Here is a 15,102-nt window from a genome sequence, read left to right on the forward strand (position 1 = left end):
CAGTCTGCCCCCAGGCAGACGCTCGTGATCTTGATCTTGATCTTGCTTCAAAGATCTCAAGCCAGGCTAGATCCCGCTGAACCAGTTGTACCCCTGATCTTCCCAATACCCACCGGGATTCTCATTGCTCACCACAATCTCAACGATATGCTTTGGATTCTTGAACCCCAGCTTCGTCGGCACCCTCACCCGCAACGGATAACCATACTCCGGCGGCAGCGCCACCTCGGCAAAATCCAGCGCCAGCAGCGTCTGCGGATGCAACGCCGTCGGCATATCCAGACTCGAGTAATACCGATCCGCGCACTTGAACCCGACAAACTTCGCCGTCGTGTCCGCCCCCACATGCTCCAGGAAAGTGCGCAACGGCACACCGCCCCACTGCCCGATCGCGCTCCAGCCCTCAACGCAAATCAACCGCGTGATATCACTGCGCTGGGGCAACGTGCGCAACCCCTCCAGCGTCCACGGCGCCTTGTCGCGCACCAGCCCCGACACACCCAGCTTCCAGTCCGCCGTGTCCAGCTCCGGAATATCATCCTCGCTGTAAAACGCATTGAACGGGAACGGAGTGCGGACCTGATCCTTGGTGAACGTCGGCGCCAGCTTCTGCCCGCTGAACAGCCAGGCCTGAACCCGATCGTTCCAGCGCGACATGCTCCACAGCACCTTATCCACCTGATCGCCGTCCTGCAGGTTGCAACCGGTGAGCATCGCCATCGCGCCCACGGTCAGCCCGCCTTTCAGGAAATGCCGACGCTGCAGGCTCTCCAGCTGGATCTGCTGGGCCGGCTCCAGTTTGATGCGCGCAATGGCGCGTTTCTTAGGCTCAATCATGCTCGACCTTCCCGCTCTCAATCCCACGCGTACCGCCGGTGATCATCGGCATCAGGGTTTTCGGCACCATCAGCACCAACGCCAGATGCACCACCACGAACGCGCCAATGAACGCCATCGCCGCAAAATGCACGTACCGGGCGAAGTCGTAGCCGCCGAACACGGCAGTCAATTCCTGCAACTGAATGGGCTTCCAGATCGCCAGCCCCGTCAGCACGATCAACACGCCGGCGGCCAGCACCAGCCAATACATCAGGCGCTGCACGGCGTTGTAGACGCCCTTCTCGTGCTTGAGTCGAAAACGCAGCGCATCGAGCATGTCGCGCTTGACGGCCTTGGGGGTGACCGGCAGGAAGTCGCGCTTGAAATGCCGGGTGAACAAGCCATACAGCACGTAGATCAAGCCATTGATCACCAACAGCCACATCACTGCGAAGTGCCACGCCAGCGCGCCGCCCAGCCAGCCGCCCAGGGTGAAATCCCGGGGGAACGTGAAGCTGAACAGCGGCGATGCGTTGTAAATGCCCCACCCGCTCATGAACATGCAGACCATGCCGAAGGCATTGATCCAGTGCGTCAGGCGGATGGGCCATGGATGAATTCTGGTTTTTTTCATGGTGCGAGACTCATCACGGATTCGGTGAAAGCGGCGCCGTGAGACGCCGCAACCCGCTTACATCGGCGGCTGGAAGCCGTCTTTGCCGACCGCGACACCGCGTGCGGTCTTGCCGTCTTCGCCCGGGAACACGACGATTTTCGCGCCCTTGACCAGCTCATCGACCTTGCCCGACTGCACGTAGGCAATGGGCACGTCTTCCGGCACGACCAGCTGCTTCTCGCCGCCTTTGTAGCCGACGCTCAGGGTACGGCCGTTGGCCTTGCCGCTCAGCTTGCCGACGGTGCCATTGGTCATGGTGCCGGTGGTGCCGTCAGCGTTTTCCCAACCGTAGTGGCCTTCACCGCTGCCTTTCAGGCTCGGTTCGAACACCGTCACTTCCAGGGCCTTCAGCGTGCCGTCGGGCTGTGGGGTGGCGGCGGAGCCGATGAAGCTGTCCGCTTTGATCGACGCGATGTCGGTCTTGGAGACCAGACGGATGCCGGTCTTGTCGGTCAGGCCAATGCTCTGATGGGCGCCGGAACGGGTGGTGAAATTCAGGGTGTTGCTGTCGACGCTGTCGACCGTCCCGCGCAGTGGCTTGACCACCGGCATGTCACCGGCGGCCATGCCGGCGGCAGATGCCATGACGGCGGCGCTGAGCATCAGCATGCCGAACGTGGTGGTCAGGGCTGTCTTCATCTTCATCGGTGGATTCCTTCAGGCAGTTGGGGAAAGTTGAAGCTGAGGGTCATGTGTGTTGCATGACGGCCATCCTGTACCCGCAACCGGCACCCGACAATGACCGCCCGATTACATTTTTGTCATTCAAGCACACCAGCGTTGAGCGTGTCCGCCAGGGCGCAATCAATGACAAAAATGTAACCGACCGCGCGCCATCCGTTGGTTACACTCCACATCCGGCGCGGCCTGCAGCCCTTCGCGCCGCTTCTGTCCAATCTGATCACCCACCTGACAGCCCACGCCGGCGACGCTGCCAATGACGTGAAGCGAGCCTGACCGACGATGCACATTCTGCTTATCGAAGACGACACCAAGACTGGCGAGTACCTGAAGAAGGGCCTCACCGAGTCCGGTTACAAAGTCGACTGGACCCAGCACGGCACCGACGGCCTGCACATGGCCCTGGAGCACAGCTACGACCTGCTGGTGCTGGACGTCATGCTGCCGGGCATCGACGGCTGGCAGATCATTGAAATCCTGCGGGCGAAGCAGGACGTGCCGGTGCTGTTTCTCACCGCCCGCGATCAGTTGCAGGACCGTATTCGCGGCCTGGAACTGGGCGCCGACGATTACCTGGTCAAGCCGTTTTCCTTTACCGAACTGCTCCTGCGCATACGCACCATCCTGCGGCGCGGGGTGGTGCGCGAGGCCGATCATTTCCACCTCGCCGATCTTGAACTGGACCTGCTGCGCCGTCGGGTCACGCGCCAGCAACAGGTCATCACCCTGACCAACAAGGAGTTCGCGCTGCTGCATCTGTTTCTGCGCCGCGAGGGCGACGTGCTGTCGAGGGCGCAGATCGCTTCGGAAGTCTGGGACATGAATTTCGACAGCGACACCAACGTCGTCGACGTGGCGATCAAGCGCCTGCGCAGCAAGGTCGACACGCCCTACCCGATCAAACTCATCCACACCGTGCGCGGCATCGGTTACGTCTGTGAGGTGCGGCCATGCGAGCCCGACGCCAGCCATCCCTGACCCTGCGCGCGACCCTGGCGTTTTCGGTGGTGGCCATGCTCGCCGTCGCCAGCGCCGGCATGTACCTCTACGAGACCATGAAGGGCGCGGTCATGACCCGCAGCGACCATGCGGTGCTGGCGCGCCTGGATCACTTTCGCAAACTGCTGCAGTACGACCTGACCCTGACCACGCTGCAAAGCAGCCCGCAGCTGTTCGAGAACATGCTCGACAGCGAAGACGACATTTTCATCATCGCCGAGCCGGGCAAGCCTGCGGTGATCATGGTCAATCCGCTGCATGCGCCGCTGCCGCCAATGCCGGTGGTGCCGGCCAACATGCCGCTGGGCGTGGCCGACATGCGCAGCGGCCTGCTGGATTCCGGCGTGCCGATGCGCGCGGCGACGGTCGAAGCGGTGTCCGGCGGCAAGGTTGTGCACCTGACGGCCGCGCACATTGCGGTCAAGGAGATGGCCACCCTGGCGGGCTTCCGTAACCGCATCCTGCTCGCCGTTTCGCTCGCGTTTGTGCTGACGGCGTTGCTCGGATATGTGTTGCTGCGACGGGGTCTGCGGCCGTTGCGCAGAATGGCCAGCCATGCCGCAGCCATCACCCCGGCGCAATTGGACAGCCGCATGGACAACCGCGACACACCGGTAGAGCTGCAGCAACTGGGCGAGGCGTATAACGCGATGCTCGACCGGCTTGCCGATGGCTATCAGCGGCTGACGCAATTTTCCGCCGACCTGGCCCATGAAATCCGCACGCCGGTGGGTTCGTTGATGGGGCATTGTCAGGTGGCCCTGCGGCAACCGCGCACCGAGGATGAATACCAGGCGTTGCTGGCCTCGAACCTGGAGGAGCTGGAACGGATCTCGCGAATGGTCGAAAGCATCCTGTTCCTCGCGCACGCCGATGAAGCCCAGGCCGCGCTCAATCGCCAGACGCTGGACCTGGCGGATGAAATGCAACGGGTCGCGGGCTATTTCGAAGGGTTGGCGGAAGAACGGGACATCGCCCTGCACACCGAAGGCGACGCTCGGATCGAGGCCGATCCGCTGCTGCTGCGAAGGGCCCTGAGCAATCTGGTGGCCAACGCGATTCGCTACGCCGACGAAGGCAGTGTGATTGACATTCGCGTAATCGAGAGCCGAGTGGTTGAGAACGGCAGGCAGTGCCGCATCGAAGTAGAGAACCAGGGCCCGACGCTGGACGGCGCCACCCTGGGCAAACTGTTTGACCGTTTCTATCGCGGCGACGCCTCACGGCACCAGAGCTCCGATTCCAACGGACTCGGCCTGGCGATCGTGGCCGCGATCATGCAGTTGCATGGCGGCGAAGTGTCGGTCAATCAGCCTGCGCCGGGGCGGATCTGTTTCGCACTGATGTTCCCGCGCCAGCCCGGAGCCTAGCTGCTGTAGCCCTCACGCCTTCTTGTCGTGGGTGGCCTGCAGTTTGTAGAACGTCGCCGCCCCGCCTTCGGTGGCATAGCCAGCGTTGTCCTGGGTGTACACGCCCGCCTTGAAATACAGCGGCTTGCCTTTCCAGGTCAGGTCCAGCTTGGCGCCCCACTGCATGTCGTAGGCATTGACGGTCAGGTTGCCGGCCTGGGTCAGGTGGATGGTGTAAGTGAAGCGTTGCTTGAGCAGCACGCCGGTTGCCACTTGAATGACTTCGGGCTCGGACGTCGGCGTCGCGCGATACTTCACCACGAGGTTGCCGGTCTTGGTTTTTTCCTTGTACTGGTATTCGAGCTTGAGCAGCGGCTCGGTACTGCCAAAGGCGTGGATCTGACCGATGACGATTTTGCCCGAAGAAGGCACTTGGTCCACGGTGAGCGCGGCACGCAGGAAGTTGTCCGCGTCAGAGTAGGTCCAGTTGTGAACCGCACCGTTGGCGTAGGTTTCACGCAGCTCCGTGCGGGGAAATTTGGCGTTGTCAGTCCTTGACCCTGTAACCGGCGCCCAGAAGAACAGCGTGTCCCCTGAACGGAAGTAACCATCCTGGTAACCGCCGACGAGTTTCGGCGTGTCGATGGTGGCGGCTGCGATACCGACCGGTATAGAAAGATTCCAGATGGCGAGATCAATCATGGGTGCACTCATGGTGCGCGAGGCGCACAGCAAAGAAGGTGTCTGGAACAGGCCTGTCACTGCCGTTCCCGTCATCTTTGCTATCGGCTGAACCGTTTGATCTTTAGTCGCCCCCGGAGTCAAGAAACCGCCGAACCTGCAGAAGCAGCCCCCAAAGAAAGCACAGTGCCACTATTGAGGCAAAGTGGCTCATTGCCCTCATTTTTTGCCCAACCAGCGGAAACCGGGGAGAAGGGCTAATAATTTGGCGCCATTTTTTTGGAGGAGCACTTAGACGACGCTCAGAAAATTAGTTCAGCCAGCGAGGATTCAGCCGACAGACGGTATCGGAAAATTCCTGCTTCTGGTCGTCCCGCCTTCCTACTCAGCGATCAGAGCCATCTGGCGCGCCCCATGCTCTCTGTCAGACATCCGGCCAGACCGTCCTGCGACAATCCGCCCGGCGCCCCAGGACAGATTCCATTTGACGACCCCACAGTGTTACAAGATATTATTAGTTAGCAACCTAATAATGCAGCGCCTAATCATTCAGGCCCTAACCAAACTCCGTATCGTTCCAATGGCCTCTTCATGAACCCTGACACCCTGCAAATGCGCATTACCGGCGGCGTCGTCGCGGCCTCCCGGCAGTGGCGTCGTGTCTGCCAGACCACGCTGATCAACGTTGGCGTCACCGAAGCCTGCGCCGGCCCGTTGCTGATGATCGCGCGCCTGGGTGAAGGGGTGCGTCAGGTGACGGTGGCCCAGGCCTGCGGGCTGGAAAGCCCCTCACTGGTGCGCCTGCTCGATCAGCTGTGCAAGGCCGGACTGGTGCAGCGCACCGAAGACCCCACCGACCGCCGCGCCAAAGCCTTGAGCCTGACCGATCAGGGCCGGGCGTTGGCCAACGCCATCGAGGAAGAGCTGATCCGCCTGCGCCGCGACATCTTCAGCAACGTCGATCCCGCCGACCTGGAGGCAACGTTACGGGTGTTCAACGCCATCGCCCAAGCCACGCCAATGGCGCCGGAGTCGTCATCTTGAGCGGCAGGTTCAACGGGTTTTTCGACGGCGTACCGCCGGGTCGCGACTGGTTCTACGGCGTGCGCACGTTCGCGGCGTCGATGCTGGCGCTGTACATCGCACTGATGATGGAACTGCCCCGCCCCTATTGGGCGATGGCAACGGTGTACATCGTTTCCAGCCCGTTCGTGGCGCCGACCAGTTCCAAGGCGCTGTACCGCGCCGCCGGCACGCTGCTCGGCGCCGCGGCGTCGGTGGTGCTGGTGCCGATGTTCGTGCAGACGCCGTTTTTGCTGGCTGTGGTCATCGCACTGTGGACCGGCACCCTGCTCTTCTTGTCCCTGCACTTGCGCACCGCCAACAGCTACGCGCTGATGCTGGCGGGTTACACCATGCCGCTGATTTCCTTCCCCGTGGTCGACAACCCCCAGGCGGTGTTCGACATCGCCGTCTCGCGCACCGAGGAAATCTTCCTCGGTATCGTCTGCGCCGCGGTGGTCGGCGCGATGTTCTGGCCGCGTCGGCTGGCGCCGGTGCTCGTCGACGCCATGGGCAAGTGGTTCAAGGACGCCTCGGCTTACAGCGACCTGTTCCTCTCGCGCAGCGCCACGCCGGAAGCTGTCGGCGGCCTTCGCACGGCCATGGTCGGGACGTTCAACAGCCTGGAGCTGATGATCGGCCAATTGCCCCACGAAGGCGCCCATCGCCAGACCGTGCGCAACGCCAAGGAACTGCGCGGACGGATGATTCATCTGCTGCCGGTCATCGACGCCCTGGACGATGCACTCTGGGCGCTGGAGCGGCGTTCGCCCGAGCACGTCGCCGACCTCGCCCCGCTGTTGATCGAGTGCCGCGACTGGGTCGAGCAGACCGCAGAAGGTGCGCCGGTCACGTATTGGAAAGCCCTGCACACCGAGCTTGATCGCCTGCAACCCACCCCTGCGCAGATTGATGATCGCCGGCACCTGCTGCTGTCGAACGCGCTGTATCGCCTGCGCGAGTGGATTGACCTGTGGCAGGACTGCCGCAGCCTGCAGCACGCCATCGAAACCGATGATCACTCGGCGTGGCGCGCGGTGTATCGCCATTGGCGGCTGGGGCGACTGTCGCCGTTTCTCGATCGCGGGATGATGCTGTATTCGGTGGCGACCTCGGTCAGCGCCATCATCGTCGCGTCGGTGCTGTGGATCTTGCTGGGCTGGCAGGATGGCGCGAGCGCAGTGGCGCTGGCGGCGGTGTCGTGCAGCTTCTTCGCGGCGATGGACGACCCGGCGCCGCAGATCTACCGGTTCTTCTTCTGGACCATGATGTCGGTGATCTTCGCCAGCCTCTATCTGTTCGTGGTGCTGCCTAACCTGCACGACTTCCCGATGCTGGTGCTGGCGTTTTCAGTGCCGTTCATCTGCGTCGGCACCCTGACCGTTCAGCCGAAGTTCTACCTCGGCACGCTGCTGACCATCGTCAACACTTCGTCCTTCATCAGCATCCAGAGCGCCTACGACGCCGATTTCGTCAACTTCGTCAATTCCAACCTGGCCGGGCCGGCGGGTCTGGCATTCGCCTTCGTCTGGACGCTGATCGTCAGGCCGTTCGGCACCGAAGTGGCGGCCAGGCGCCTGACCCGCTTCAGCTGGCGCGACATCGTCTCCCTCAGCGAAGACGCCACCCTGGCCGAGCACCGGCACATGGGCGTGCGCATGCTGGACCGGCTGATGCAGCACCTGCCGCGCCTGGCGATCACCGCGCAGGATTCCACCACTGCACTGCGCGAAGCGCGGGTTGCCCTGAACATGCTGGACTTGCTGGCCTACATGCCGCGGGTCGACCCGGCGCCGCGCCAATTGCTGCGCCAGGTCGCGACCGAAGTCGGTGCGCATTTCCGCGCCTGCCTGAAAGCCCGGGAGCGTTTGCCCGCCCCTAAAGGTCTGTTGATGACCATGGACCGCGCCCGCCGCGCGCTGGCGTTCAACGGCGAAGATGATGACGACGCGCGGCTGAATCTGCTGCACGCCCTCAGTGGCTTGCGCCTGGCGCTGCTGCCGGGTGTGGAGATCGTCGATGTGCTCGCCGAGCAGGAAGAACAACCGCCCTATGGCATCGATGGAGCGCCCTTATGATCGGTGATGTGGACATCAGCGGGATCTTCCTGCCGACCTTTCTGGTGCTGATGGGCATCGCTTACCTGATTTTTCTGGTGGTGCACGCCGTGTTGACGCGCGCCCGCTTCTACCGCCTGGTCTGGCACCGGGCTTTGTTCAACGTCGGTCTATACGCTCTGTTGCTCGGCGTCGTGGATACCCTAAGTCGATACCTGATGAAATGAAAAAACCTCTACTGACGCTGGGCCGCGTGGTCCTGACCCTGCTGGTTGTCACCCTCGCCGCGATCGTCGTGTGGCGCATGGTGATGTATTACATGTACGCGCCCTGGACCCGCGACGGGCACATCCGCGCCGACGTGATCCAGATCGCTCCGGACGTTTCGGGGCTGATCGAGAAGGTCGCGGTGAGCGACAACCAATTGGTCAAGAAAGGCCAGTTGCTGTTCACCATCGATCAGGACCGTTTCCGTCTCGCCTTGCGTCAGGCCCAGGCCACGGTCGCGGAGCGCAAGGAAACCTGGGAGCAGGCCCAGCGCGAAAACCGCCGTAACCGCAGCCTCGGCAATCTGGTGGCCCGCGAGCAACTGGAAGAAAGCCAGTCCAGGGAAGCCCGCGCGTTGTCGGCCCTGAACGAAGCCCAAGTGGCGGTCGATTCGGCGCAACTGAACCTGGACCGCTCGGTGATCCGCAGCCCGGTGGACGGCTACCTCAACGACCGTGCGCCCCGCGACCGCGAATTCGTCAGCGCCGGGCGCCCGGTGTTGTCGGTGGTGGACAGCAACTCCTTCCACATCGACGGCTACTTTGAAGAAACCAAACTGGACGGGATTCACATCGGCTCCGGCGTGGACATCCGCGTGATCGGCGACAACGCCCGCCTGCGCGGCCATGTGGTGAGCATCGTCGCCGCCATCGAAGACCGCGACCGCAGCAGCGGCTCGAACCTGCTGCCCAACGTCAATCCGGCGTTCAGCTGGGTGCGTCTGGCCCAGCGGATTCCGGTGCGCATTGCGTTCGACGACGTGCCAGCGGATTTCCGCATGATTGCCGGGCGCACGGCGACGGTGTCGATCATCGATGACGCCCGCGCAGATACTCAGGGAAATGATCAAACCGTCCAGCCAGGAGCGCCCAAATGAAACACCGCGCACGCCTGCTCACCGTCGGCATGGGCTTGCTGCTGTCGGCTTGCACCGTGGTCGGCCCGGATTACACGCTGCCTGAGAAAGCCGCCGTGAATCGACCCGATCTGCAAGGCGAGCTGGCCGGTTCGTCGACCAATGTGGTGTCGGCGCCGGTGCCGGCTGACTGGTGGCGGCTGTATCACGATCCGAAGCTTGATGAATTGGTGGGTCAGGCGCTGGTGTCGAGCACCGATTTGCGCGTCGCGGCGGCGAACCTGCAACGGGCGCGCTTTCAGATGAACGAAGCCGATGCGGCCGGCGGCTGGAGCGGCACGGCCAAAGCCGGTGCGCAGCGCTTGCAGGAGTCCGGCCAGGCCTATCTGCTGCCGGAGAAAGTACCGGTGGCGAACGTCGGCGATGTCGGCCTGACCACTTCGTACCAGTTCGATCTGTTCGGCGTGCTGCAGCGCGGCATCGAAGCGGCCCAGGCCAACGCTGACGCGACCCAGGCGGCGGCCGACACGGCACGCATCATGTTGGTGGCCGATGTGGTCCGCGCGTACACCCAAGTGTGCGCCGCCAACGAAGAACGCAACATCGCCCTGCACTCCCTGGACCTGCAGAAGCAGGGCCTGAGCCTGACCCAACGCCTGCGCGATGCCGGCCGTGGCGATGAAACCCAGGTGACGCGCTCGCAAACCCAGTTCCGCTCGCTGCGTGCTGACTTACCGCGTTATGAAGCGGCGCAGAAGTCGGCGTTGTATCGGTTGTCGATGCTCCTCGCCCGGCCGCTGAACCAGTTGCCGCAAGGGGTGGCGGAATGCGCCGAGCTGCCGCACATCGCTCAAGTCATGCCGGTGGGCGATGGCGCCGCGCTGCTCAAGCGTCGCCCCGATGTCCGTCAGGCAGAACGCCGCCTGGCGATGTCGACCGCGGCCATTGGTGTGGCGACCGGCGAGTTGTATCCGGACATCAGCATCGGCGCGACCGTGGGCACTGTGGGGATTCTCGATGAACTGGGCGATCCGTCGACCAATCGCTGGGGCTTTGGTGGGGTGATCAATTGGACCATCCCGTCCAATGGCGCCCGGGCGCGAATTCACATCGCCGAAGCGTCGAATCAGGTGGCGCTGGCGCGTTTTGATGGCGTGGTGCTGAACGCGATCCGCGAAGCCCAGACCGGGCTGTCGCAATACACCGCGCTGCTGGAACGCCGCGATGCGTTGGTTGAAACCGAGGAGTCGGCGCGCCAGGCTGCGGACCAGACCCATCGGTTCTTCCTGGCCGGCCGCGAATCCTTCCTCGCCGACCTGCAAGCCACCCGCACCTACACCGACGTCACCGCGCAACTGGCGGCGGCGAATACCCAAGTGGCAATGGGACAGATCGACCTGTTCCTGGCGCTGGGCGGGGGTTGGGAGAACGGGCATAAGTGAGTTCTCGCGGGTTGGCACGGACTGCTTTTTGTGGGACTGGCTTTAGCCGGGAAGGCGTCATGTGTCACACCGCGAGATTGTTGTTGCCTACACCGGCCTTTTCCCGGCTGAAGCCGCTCCTTCAATAGATACGCAGTCACGCTCACGCACTGCGCATTCGCTTGAAATTGAACCCCTGCCGGCCAGTACTGCCTGACTCTTAATGATTCAGTCCTATCCGCCCGGAGGCACCCCCGATGCGCACGCTTGAACTGGCAGACAAAACCGTCCCCGTTATCGGTCAGGGCACCTGGCACATGGGTGAGGACCGCCATCAGTTCGAGGCGGAAGTCTCGGCGCTGCAACTGGGCATCGACCTCGGTCTGACGCTGATCGACACCGCCGAGATGTACGGCGAAGGCGGCGCCGAGAAAGTCGTCGGCCAGGCCATCGCCGGGCGGCGCGACGAGGTCGTGCTGGTGAGCAAGGTCTACCCGCACAACGCCAGCCGCGCGGGCATTCCGGCGGCGTGCGAGCGCAGCCTCAAACGCATGAACACCGACTATATCGATCTGTATTTGCTGCACTGGCCCGGTCAGTACCCGTTGGAAGAAACCGTTGAAGCCTTCGAGCGTCTGCGTGAAGCGGGCAAGATCGGTCGCTGGGGCGTGTCCAATTTCGACGTGTCAGACCTGCTTGAGCTCGACGCGTTGGGCCTCGGCGGCGGGTGCGCCACCAACCAGGTGCTGTACAACCCGGAAGAGCGCGGCATCGAATACGACCTGCTGCCCTGGATGCAAACCGCCCGGATGCCGTTGATGGCGTACTGCCCGATCGGCCAGGCCGGCAACTTGCTGATGAACCCTGCCATCCTCGAAGTCGCCGAGCGCCACGACGCCACCCCGGCGCAGATCAGCCTGGCGTGGGTACTGCGTCAGGACGGCGTGATCGCCATTCCCAAGGCCGTCACTCCCCATCACCTGGAATTGAACGCTGCGGCGGTTGATATCGAGCTGTCCATCGAGGATGAATTGCTGATTGATACCTCATGGCCGGCGCCGCTGCGCAAGACGCGGCTGTCAATGGTCTGAACAAGATCGCTGACAGACACAAACCGTCACAAAACTGTCAAAACCCCTTGCGATGATGCCGCTTTCGATCTCGTGCTCTGCGGGGCACTTCCCGTCTGCGAGCCTTCATGAATCAACGCATTGCCCATCACCAGGACTCAGATCTGTTTGGCTTGCTGTACGGGTTCCGCTTCCGTCCCGAGGAACCCGGCCGTGAGCTGGATTCGACGTCCGCGCTGGAGTGCCTGCGCCACCCGACCGAGCCCGACGAGTTCGTCTGGCTGCACCTGAATCTCGCACACGCCAGCTGCGAACGCTGGCTGAAAACCCACCTCGACCTGCCTGACGAATTCCTCGAAGCGCTGCACGAAGGCTCACGCTCCACGCGCATCGAACACGTCGACTCCGCCCTGCTCGCGGTGGTCAACGACGTGGTCTTCGACTTCAACCGCATCTCCACCGACATCGCCACATTGTGGGTGTGCGTGCGCAGCAACCTGATGATTTCCGCACGCCATCAGCCGCTGCGCTCGGTAGACCGGCTGCGCTCCTCGGTTAAACAAGGCGAAACCTTCCGCTCCCCCCTTGAACTGCTCGCCCACCTGCTGCGCGATCAGAGCGACGTGCTGAGTCAGTTCATGCGCAAGACCAGCCTCAGCGTCGACAAGATCGAAGACCAACTCCTCTCCCAACGCCTGAGCAACAACCGCTCGGAACTGGGCGCCATGCGTCGGGTGCTGGTGCGCCTGCAGCGGCTGCTGGCGCTGGAGCCCGGCTCGCTGATGCGCCTGCTGCACCGACCGCCGCAATGGCTGCTGGAAGACGACCTGCAAGAACTGCGGCAATCCACCGAAGAGTCGGCGCTGGTGATCAGCGACCTCACCGCCCTGGGCGAACGGATCAAACTGCTGCAGGAAGAAATCGCCGCCAACCTCAACGAACAAAGCAGCCGCACGCTGTTCACCCTCACCGTCGTGACCGTGCTGGCGCTGCCGATCAACATCGTCGCGGGTTTCTTCGGCATGAACGTCGGCGGCATCCCCCTGGCCAGCGATCCCCACGGGTTCTGGGTGCTGGTCGCGCTGGTGGCAACCTTTACGTTTATTGCGGGACGGTGGGCGTTTCGCAAGAGTCGGGATTATTGACGGCAGCATTATTGGCGCGCCCTCTGGTCCCTAACCCCAGTAAATCCAGCCAAAACGTGACCCGTGTCGCATCTCTGTCACATTTTGTAATGATCATGGTCACCATCCCACCTCAACAGGATCGCGACCCATGGCAACCCCCTCACTGGCTCAACGCCATCTGCAACAGGGGCCCGGACTGAGTGCCCAATTCGGGCGCAAGCCTGGCGTGCTGACGATGGTGATTTTCTGCGTCGTACTGGTATTGGGCCTGTTTTACACCGGCTACAGCCTCAAGCAGGACATGGACGATCTGGGTACCGTCGTGCTGACCTGGACGCCGTTCATTCTGCTCGGCGTGGCGCTGGTCATCGCGCTGGGCTTTGAGTTCGTCAACGGTTTCCACGACACCGCCAACGCCGTCGCCACCGTCATCTACACCCACTCCCTGCCGCCGAACTTCGCCGTGGTCTGGTCGGGAACGTTCAACTTCCTGGGTGTGCTGTTTTCCAGCGGCGCGGTGGCGTTCGGCATCATTGCCCTGCTCCCGGTCGAGCTGATCCTGCAAGTCGGCTCATCGGCGGGATACGCGATGATCTTCGCCCTGCTGATCGCGGCGATCCTGTGGAACCTCGGCACCTGGTGGCTGGGTCTGCCGGCCTCCTCCTCCCACACACTCATCGGCTCGATCATCGGCGTCGGTATCGCCAACGCCTTGATGCACGGCCGCGACGGCACCAGCGGCGTGGACTGGTCTCAGGCGACCAAAGTCGGTTATTCGCTGCTGCTCTCACCGCTGGTGGGCTTCACCTGCGCCGCGCTGTTGCTGATGGCGCTGCGCATGTTCGTGAAGAACCGCGCGCTGTATAAAGCGCCGGAAGGCAACAAGCCGCCACCGATCTGGATTCGCGGCCTGCTGATCCTGACCTGCACCGGCGTGTCATTCGCCCACGGCTCAAACGACGGTCAGAAAGGCATGGGCCTGATCATGCTGATTCTGGTGGGCACGCTGCCGATGGCCTACGCGTTGAACCGCGCCATGCCGGCCGACCAGTCGGTGCAGTTCGCGGCGGTCGCCCAAGTCACCCAACAGGCCCTGAGCAAAGCGGCGCCCCTGCCCGCGCCGGCCGATTCCCGACAGACACTTTCCGTTTACATCCGCGACAAGCAGGCGACCCCTGAACTGGTCCCGGCGCTGGCCGTCATGGCCGGCAAGATCGGCGATCAGGTCGCCAGTTACGGGTCACTGGCCAAGGTGCCGGCCGAGGCCACCGCCAACGTGCGGAACGACATGTACCTGACCTCCGAAGCCATCCGCCTGATGGACAAAAACAAGGTCGGCAACTTCGACGCGGACACCCAGGCCAAGGTCGATACGTTCAAACAGCAGATTGATACCGCGACGCGCTTCATTCCGCTGTGGGTCAAGGTGGCGGTAGCGATCGCGCTGGGCCTGGGCACCATGGTGGGCTGGAAACGCATCGTGATCACCGTCGGTGAGAAAATCGGCAAGACTCACCTGACCTACGCCCAGGGCGCATCGGCTGAAGTCGTCGCGATGCTGACCATTGGTGCAGCGGACATGTATGGATTGCCGGTGTCGACCACCCACGTTCTGTCTTCCGGGGTGGCCGGCGCCATGGTCGCCAACGGCTCCGGCCTGCAGATGCGCACCCTGCGCAATCTGGCGATGGCATGGGTGCTGACCCTGCCTGCCGCGATCCTGTTGTCGGGCAGCCTGTACTGGCTGTTCACCCAGATTTTCTGATTTCGAAGAGTCTCCCGTACTCTCTTTCAGGCGCTTCGGCGCCTGTTTTTTTTGCGCAGTGCTTTTCAGTGGGACCGGCTTCAGCCGGGAAGAGGCCTGTGTCGACACCCTCAATCCTGCGGCGTGACGCCCGCCGCCCTCCCGGCTAAAGCCAGTCCCACAAAGCGCGCTCTTACAGGTTTATTCGCCACTCAAGCATTCTTTTTCCCCTTGATAACCAAGAAACAGGGCATATCACTAACGGTTATAAAAATATGGAATTCAGTTCTTTT

The 15,102-nt window shown here is 62.7% G+C and carries 14 protein-coding genes; 10 read left to right on the top strand and 4 right to left on the bottom strand.

Features of this window, described 5'->3' with window-relative positions; translation table 11 throughout:
* Window positions 1-66: 66 nt before the first annotated feature.
* Genes SLW74_RS25930 through SLW74_RS25940 form a run of 3 tightly spaced genes read right to left on the bottom strand, consistent with a single transcriptional unit; the run spans window position 67 to window position 2,134 of the window.
* Window positions 67-837 (bottom strand): molybdopterin-dependent oxidoreductase, encoded by a 771-nt coding sequence (locus SLW74_RS25930; RefSeq protein ID WP_410930544.1) that lies wholly within the window; start codon window positions 835-837, stop codon window positions 67-69.
* Window positions 830-1,453 (bottom strand): cytochrome b/b6 domain-containing protein, encoded by a 624-nt coding sequence (locus tag SLW74_RS25935; protein WP_192130106.1) that lies wholly within the window; start codon window positions 1,451-1,453, stop codon window positions 830-832. Before SLW74_RS25935 ends, SLW74_RS25930 begins: the two co-directional genes overlap by 8 nt.
* A 57-nt stretch (window positions 1,454-1,510) precedes the next feature.
* Window positions 1,511-2,134 (bottom strand): hypothetical protein, encoded by a 624-nt coding sequence (locus tag SLW74_RS25940; protein ID WP_192130497.1) that lies wholly within the window; start codon window positions 2,132-2,134, stop codon window positions 1,511-1,513.
* A gap of 324 nt (window positions 2,135-2,458) precedes the next feature.
* On the opposite strand from SLW74_RS25940, the gene SLW74_RS25945 reads away from it, so the two are divergent.
* Together SLW74_RS25945 and SLW74_RS25950 are read left to right on the top strand one after the other, a co-directional pair.
* Complete coding sequence (locus SLW74_RS25945; RefSeq protein WP_065988665.1) at window positions 2,459-3,154, top strand: heavy metal response regulator transcription factor; 696 nt, start codon at window positions 2,459-2,461, stop codon at window positions 3,152-3,154.
* Window positions 3,127-4,545, top strand: coding sequence for a heavy metal sensor histidine kinase (locus SLW74_RS25950; protein ID WP_410930545.1), 1,419 nt, complete (start codon window positions 3,127-3,129; stop codon window positions 4,543-4,545). Before SLW74_RS25945 ends, SLW74_RS25950 begins: the two co-directional genes overlap by 28 nt.
* 12 nt (window positions 4,546-4,557) lie before the next feature.
* On the opposite strand, the gene SLW74_RS25955 is transcribed toward SLW74_RS25950, so the two are convergent.
* Window positions 4,558-5,226: a polysaccharide lyase family 7 protein gene (locus SLW74_RS25955; protein ID WP_065988667.1), complete on the bottom strand. Its 669-nt coding sequence runs from the start codon at window positions 5,224-5,226 to the stop codon at window positions 4,558-4,560.
* A gap of 570 nt (window positions 5,227-5,796) precedes the next feature.
* Between SLW74_RS25955 and SLW74_RS25960 the strand changes: the two genes are divergently transcribed.
* The 8 genes from SLW74_RS25960 to SLW74_RS25995 all read left to right on the top strand — a co-directional run bounded on the left by SLW74_RS25960 (window position 5,797) and on the right by SLW74_RS25995 (window position 14,830).
* Window positions 5,797-6,249, top strand: coding sequence for a MarR family winged helix-turn-helix transcriptional regulator (locus tag SLW74_RS25960; RefSeq protein WP_065988668.1), 453 nt, complete (start codon window positions 5,797-5,799; stop codon window positions 6,247-6,249).
* Window positions 6,246-8,345: an FUSC family protein gene (locus tag SLW74_RS25965; RefSeq protein ID WP_410930546.1), complete on the top strand. Its 2,100-nt coding sequence runs from the start codon at window positions 6,246-6,248 to the stop codon at window positions 8,343-8,345. Before SLW74_RS25960 ends, SLW74_RS25965 begins: the two co-directional genes overlap by 4 nt.
* Window positions 8,342-8,551 (top strand): DUF1656 domain-containing protein, encoded by a 210-nt coding sequence (locus SLW74_RS25970; protein WP_065988670.1) that lies wholly within the window; start codon window positions 8,342-8,344, stop codon window positions 8,549-8,551. The genes SLW74_RS25965 and SLW74_RS25970 overlap by 4 nt, the downstream gene beginning before the upstream one ends.
* Window positions 8,548-9,468 (top strand): HlyD family secretion protein, encoded by a 921-nt coding sequence (locus tag SLW74_RS25975; protein WP_065988671.1) that lies wholly within the window; start codon window positions 8,548-8,550, stop codon window positions 9,466-9,468. Before SLW74_RS25970 ends, SLW74_RS25975 begins: the two co-directional genes overlap by 4 nt.
* The gene (locus SLW74_RS25980; protein WP_410930547.1) at window positions 9,465-10,889 is read left to right on the top strand and encodes an efflux transporter outer membrane subunit; all 1,425 of its coding nucleotides are present in this window, start codon (window positions 9,465-9,467) and stop codon (window positions 10,887-10,889) included. The genes SLW74_RS25975 and SLW74_RS25980 overlap by 4 nt, the downstream gene beginning before the upstream one ends.
* Window positions 10,890-11,125: 236 nt before the next feature.
* Window positions 11,126-11,959, top strand: a complete 834-nt coding sequence (locus tag SLW74_RS25985) for an aldo/keto reductase (RefSeq protein WP_192130100.1) — start codon at window positions 11,126-11,128, stop codon at window positions 11,957-11,959.
* A 107-nt stretch (window positions 11,960-12,066) separates the two neighbouring features.
* Entirely contained in the window at window positions 12,067-13,083 is a 1,017-nt protein-coding gene (locus SLW74_RS25990) for a transporter (protein ID WP_410930548.1), read from the top strand.
* A gap of 130 nt (window positions 13,084-13,213) precedes the next feature.
* Window positions 13,214-14,830: an inorganic phosphate transporter gene (locus SLW74_RS25995; RefSeq protein WP_410930549.1), complete on the top strand. Its 1,617-nt coding sequence runs from the start codon at window positions 13,214-13,216 to the stop codon at window positions 14,828-14,830.
* Window positions 14,831-15,102 lie beyond the last annotated feature (272 nt).

Origin of the sequence: Pseudomonas sp. W5-36, assembly GCF_046540455.1 — a bacterium.
GTDB classification, from domain to species: Bacteria; Pseudomonadota; Gammaproteobacteria; order Pseudomonadales; family Pseudomonadaceae; genus Aquipseudomonas; species Aquipseudomonas graminis_B.